The sequence below is a fragment of the Falsiroseomonas oryziterrae genome (assembly GCF_021864505.1).
Classification (GTDB): domain Bacteria; phylum Pseudomonadota; class Alphaproteobacteria; order Acetobacterales; family Acetobacteraceae; genus Falsiroseomonas; species Falsiroseomonas oryziterrae.
Map to the genome: position 1 here is coordinate 1 of NZ_JAKJIB010000596.1, position 1,138 is coordinate 1,138.

Sequence of the window (1,138 nt, forward strand, 5' to 3'; positions counted from 1 at the left end):
GGCGGGCGCGGCGCCGTGCTGACCGGCACCATCGCCGGCACGCCCGGTCCCGCCGCCGCCGCGCTCGGGCGCCGCGCGACGGCGCAGGGCGTCCTGCTCGGCGACCCGCCCCCGCAGGCGAACGACTTCACCTTCAACGGCTGCGCGATCGGCGTGGCGTTCTGCGGCGTGCCGCCGATCCCCTTCCTCTTCGCCAACCCGATCGAGATCGCGGGCGTGCTCGATCCGCTCAACACGACGGCGATGGCCGAGCAGATACGTCCGCCGACGCCCGAGATCGCGTTGCGCCCGGCGCGCGACCGGCGCGAGGAGGACGACCTCGCGCCGCCCGACATCCGCGGGGGAGACTATTGATGCGCGCGCCCGCCACGCTGCTGCTGCTCGCGCTCGCCGCCTGCACCGCGCCGCCGCCCGAGGCCTATGTGCCCGGCGGTGCCTCCACGACGGCGGCGAGTGTCGTCGCCATCGGCAGCAATGCCCGCGGCGAGCCCTGCCGCATGGTCCGCTCCGGCTCCGGCGCCGAGGTGCTGTGCGGCGAATGGGAGGCGCCCAGCGCGCGCATCCGCGAGGTCGCGCCCGCGCCGATCCCGCAGCTGGCGGATAGCGCCGCCGCGAACTTCGCCGGACGCCTCGCCTGCGACGCGCCGCAGACCACGGCGGTGCTGGGCGGCCAGCCCGCGGCGCTGCTGCAATGCCGGCGCCGCAATGGCGGCTGGCCCTCCTTCGCGCTGGTGACGACGGCGAATGGCCGCGCCTTCCAAGCCGAGGGCGTCCTGCCGGCCATCCCGGCGACCGAACGCGCGATCGGCGTGCTCGCCGGCCTCGTGCAGCCGGACGGCCCGCTGCCGCCCTCCGCCTCGCTCGATCTGCTCGCCGCCCGCCTCTCGCGCGAGGCCTTCGGCGCCAACGACGTCGCACGCTTCGAGCAGCTCATGTCGGTCGGCCGCGACGCCAACCAGGCCGAGCGCTTCGCCGCCGCCGAGACCGCCTATCGCGCGGCGCTGACCCTGCAGGAACGCCTGCTCGGCACCGGCAACCCGGACAGCTTCGGGCCGATGGTGCGCCTCGCGCTCAACATCTCCAACCAGGGCCGCTTCGCCGAGGCCGAGGCGCTGCTCGGCCGCGCCGCGCCGCTCGC

2 protein-coding genes are annotated in these 1,138 nt (G+C 76.4%); both read left to right on the forward strand.

The features are described from left to right. Positions 1 to 354, forward strand: a 354-nt coding sequence (locus L2I40_RS23470) for a hypothetical protein (protein WP_237217764.1), incomplete at its 5' end; no start/stop codon positions are given. Beyond that, positions 354 to 1,138, forward strand: a 785-nt coding sequence (locus L2I40_RS23475) for a tetratricopeptide repeat protein (RefSeq protein WP_237217765.1), incomplete at its 3' end; no start/stop codon positions are given. The genes L2I40_RS23470 and L2I40_RS23475, both read left to right, overlap by 1 nt.